The 4,199-nt window shown below is 41.9% G+C and carries 4 protein-coding genes and 1 pseudogene; 2 read left to right on the top strand and 3 right to left on the bottom strand.

The features are described from left to right. The 3 genes and pseudogenes from J5224_RS23645 to J5224_RS23635 form a co-directional block, all read right to left on the bottom strand. A pseudogene (locus J5224_RS23645) lies at nt 1-746 on the bottom strand (phage tail sheath family protein); the annotation flags it as partial. A 591-nt stretch (nt 747-1,337) separates the two neighbouring features. Further along, nucleotides 1,338-2,120: a hypothetical protein gene (locus J5224_RS23640; RefSeq protein ID WP_264627679.1), complete on the bottom strand. Its 783-nt coding sequence runs from the start codon at nt 2,118-2,120 to the stop codon at nt 1,338-1,340. Beyond that, nucleotides 2,121-2,705 carry a DUF4255 domain-containing protein gene (locus tag J5224_RS23635; protein ID WP_264627678.1) on the bottom strand — a complete coding sequence of 195 codons (585 nt, stop codon included), beginning with the start codon at nt 2,703-2,705 and terminating at the stop codon, nt 2,121-2,123. Nucleotides 2,706-3,166: 461 nt separating this feature from the next. Here J5224_RS23635 and J5224_RS23630 point away from each other — a divergent pair, with 461 nt between their 5' ends. Both J5224_RS23630 and J5224_RS23625 read left to right on the top strand, forming a co-directional pair. Further along, the gene (locus J5224_RS23630; RefSeq protein WP_264627677.1) at nt 3,167-3,727 is read left to right on the top strand and encodes a hypothetical protein; all 561 of its coding nucleotides are present in this window, start codon (nt 3,167-3,169) and stop codon (nt 3,725-3,727) included. Beyond that, nucleotides 3,708-4,199 (top strand): DNA/RNA non-specific endonuclease (locus J5224_RS23625; protein ID WP_264627676.1); only part of this gene is annotated, 492 nt, incomplete at its 3' end. The genes J5224_RS23630 and J5224_RS23625, both read left to right, overlap by 20 nt.

Here is a 4,199-nt window from a genome sequence, read left to right as displayed (position 1 = left end):
GCCAGCTTATCTACATTGCTGATGTTGAGGAAACTGACATCGCTGTCCTGCACGATAGAGGTGTTGAGCCAGGGGTAATAAGCCGAAGAGTAATCGAGATAATTGGTACCCAGTTTAGAACGGAAGTTTTCAACACAGTCGCCATCAGGATGCTGACGGTCTTTGTAACCGTTCCAGATATCTAAGATAGCCACTCGGTTTTTCATCTTGCCGCCGCAATGGCCGAGCATGGCCTGCTCGACGTTAATACAGTCGTCTTCTGCCAATTGTATTGCTTCAGGGATAATCAGCATGGTGGGTTCCGCTTCTTTAATCAGAGGCGTAATACCGCTTTTTAATGCGCCTGCATCGATATCATCGGAATAATTACCCACAGACACGATATAGCAAGGGCCGCCACCATTTTGAAAGAAAAAGAGCATGCTGTAGTAAAGATGATGGCGGGTGTTTGATTGAGTTATTTGGTAAGTTTTCCCTGCCTGCTTAAATGCCTCTTTGGTATTAGCATCAGGCGCGGCACCAATTTCGGATATTTCAAATAAGTGTTGTGGTTCTCCACCGAAATATTGCCGATATTCCGACATGGAAGTAATACGCCATCCTTGATTACTTAGCGATTTACCACCGTTATCCGCTTTCTCTGTATATCCAATAAACGCGGGAACCGCAGTGGAAACTTCAACAACAGAATTTGGGAATGCGTTCTGCTCAACAATATATACGCCAGGTGTTTTCATTACGCCCATAGTTTGGACCTTCATGTAATTGATTGGCAACCATGCCCAACGGTTAACACACAGGAAAAAACGCTGTTAAGAAAGGCATTCAATAAGAACTATCTGATTAACAAATGATATGTTTGGTATAGCGTTTGCTGTGTTTTCTGTCAACTGTTGATGTTGAGAAATTCAAGCGACATTATTCATCTTTACCAATATAGACTTTTCGCGGCACGGGTTGGTTTCTAGCGCCAACGAAAGGTGAAGGGTGTGTTTTAATGTATTGAAAATAATGAAAAATTTTTTCCTGTTGTGGCAGGGTAAATTTTATCATGCGATAAAAACGGCCAGAGCACGTGACGCAACTTAGAAATGATGCAACTGGTTTTTCCTGAAACCAATACCCCGGTATCACTGCGTTTCTGCTGGTCTGAAATTACCCTATAAAATCCTGATTAAACCATGTTTAAAGAGATAATGATTAAATTTTTTATGGTTTTAATCGCATAAAATTTCATGATTTATGCCCACCGATACGTATTCCTGCTTTATTCAGCGATTGTCACTTTGCGGTGCTTGCGTATGATTGCCATGAGAGGGTTACACATCATAGCGTTTTCAGTTGACATAGATGTGAGCGATAGATTTTTTTATCTCTTTGGCAATAAATATTGAAATATTATCTGGTGTAGGAAGTGGAAGGGATTTAATAATAACGTTCTTATCATCTGACAGTGAAAAGGGTTCTGTATAAACCTGCCTCAAGGGGATTTGATCGTTAGATAGAAAAACCCTTGCCGTTTTATTGGCGATCTGTTCATGCTCTTGCTCTGTGAATGCGTCGGAAATGGTGAGTTTTTTTGTGCCACTTAACGAAAATATATAATATTTCCAACAGGTCGAGATGGCGTTGAACCGAACCGTGATAGACTTTTTTTCTAAGGTTAAGTGGTGCTTTGGAAGACTGACGGTGAGTATGCTGATTAAATTTTTGTTATAAGTGGCAACCCCTTCGTAGGCAGTAGTTGCATTTAACTGATCTATATCAACCCACTGTTCTGCGCTGATATCAAGCGTTGCGCTATCTATAAATGCTGCCTTTATAGTTGAAATATCGAACATATTGGGCATTTGTGTGATGCTTCTGGTGACGGGGTCTGTGCTCACGAGATAGAACCTTAAGGCCAATTCATCGGTCAAATCGGCTAAATCAGCAAACTGTTCAGTATCGACAACCAGTTGTGTAAACCCTCGCGCGGATTTCAGCAGAATGCTGTATTGCCTGAGTAACCATGCGGTGTCCCGGTCGGGTATAAGATCAACAGGGGCTAATCCGTTGCTGTTTGCATTGTAATAATCATGCAAAACGCTAACTGCTAAGAACGATTGATAGTCTGCCATTTAATTCTCTCTTTTTGCCATCGTGGTAGCTGACAAATGGATGTTACCCACCTGAGACAGAATAGACTCACTATCCGGTATGAGTACTCTCACTCGATAATTACATGAGGGCAGGTAGTGTGAGCCGAATATTCCCCACATGTGATTAAGCTGATCACCCGGTATGGACTCCAGTTCCATGTTGATTTGTTCGATGTTTTTCGGGAGATCGGGAGAGTTCTGTCGATTGAAACTGCTAAGGCGGTTGAAGAATGCCAGGAAATGGGAAAGTACCTTTAACCCGTCTGAGTAATGGTTGGTACTAAAGTTAGCCGCGACTGTCACCGTCATGGTGATAAAAAGTGGTTGTGATGATACCGCCGTTCTATTGCTCATCGCGTTGAAATCTTGTCGATAACTTTTAGAAAATGCGTCTTTCTCAATGTTGCTAACGAAAACGAGGATCTTGTTTTGTATTTTAGGCGACTTTGAGCCATCGAGATCTGTTGGTCGCGAGACAATCACCAAATCATCGGCTAAATCAAAAACGTTCTTAACGGATTGGTTCATCCTTTCTTTTAAGTAATCTAAGCAGAGGTCTAGCATGGGATATTCCTGATTAAGAATAGGAAATGGCGTTCCCAATTGGGATTTTATAGCTATAGCGCATTTGTCGAGGGTTTTACAACCTTGAATGACGCTCTGTGGTTTTTTTAACAGGAGGATGTTTGATCTGATGACGTTGTTGTCCCTGTATCATTGCGATTTGCGCAATGTCTCTTCTCTCTGAAGATCAGTTACTGGAAGGATTGTTTAAAGACATTGCAAGTGTGACGACTATAAGAAACTGACTATAATTGAGTTGGAACTGTCGGTGAATGATAACCCGGCGTTAGAGCATGAAGCGGATGGTTTAGGGGCTCAAGCGTTGCAGAGTATTTATGGGAGTTAAAGAGCCCTCTTTAGATATAAAGATAGTCCAATTAAAGGTCACTTGACGGCGATCTGGATGTTATAGGCTTTATTCATTGCCTATAACAATCACTGAAAAATAAATGGGTTGAGATATGTATGCACAAGTAGAGAAACCGAAGAAGAATATAAGTAAAAGGGTTGCTCAGAAGGAAAATAATGTAAAGCAAGGCGTTGGGTTTGTGGATAATCGACCAGAAGCTGTTGCTCAACGAAAACTGCAAGAGAACGTGATGAACAATAGTCCACACATTCAGCAGATAGATCAATTCCAGGACAACATTTCAAATCAACAGCAGCGTGCTATTCAGAAAGAAGAAAGTAATGGTTATTTTTCTGACTCTGCGGATGATACGTATGCAAGCAAAGATGAAAATGTTTCAACTACAGATAGAAAACTAGCCGCGCACAAATGGGTTACTCAACAAATATCTGAAAGCGATCCTGATCCTGAGCAACTGAAACAGATATTGGAAGTAGCGGAATCAGATTTTAAACTGAGTGCAATTAGAGTACAGGGAGACGATCCTGGGAATTTGAAAATCGGCTATTTCGCCTCGCCAGGAGACTGGTTCAAATTAGCAGGGCGTAAGCTTATCGGTAACAATTTAAGCGACATAGGTATCGGTTGCAGGAATGATTCGTGGAAACGTTGAAGACAACAATAATAAAGCTTTACCTTTGTGGGGGCCGCTCACTGGGCGGGGATTTGGATCATTTATGCAGGTAAATGGTTTGAATTCAGGTAACCAACCTGATGGAAGCGGAACTGATTCCGATACCTTGAAGGCGAGTAACGCTTCATACAAATCATTGATGATGCGTCGAAACCCAGGCGGTCAATCTTACTATGTTGCCGGTCACTTACTTCGAGGAAAATTGGGTGGGCCTGGAGATGAATGGAAAAACCTTACTCCTCTCACTCAATCAACCAACAACCCATCAGCCGCCAGTCACCTGAATCAAGTTGAAGACAGTGTTCTAAACTTTGTTAAGGCAGGAAAAACAATTACTTATCGAGTGCAGCCTGTTTATGGCCGATGGCCTTGGGAATGGCCTCGGTATTTTGCCAATATCATACGCTATGGTTGGACTCCTGAGTTGAATGAAGTAATGGCAACAGAGGAT

The organism is Candidatus Symbiopectobacterium sp. NZEC135, from assembly GCF_025962695.1.
The sequence above is the reverse complement of the archived record's forward strand: the minus strand, read 5'-3'. Positions and strand labels throughout refer to the sequence as shown.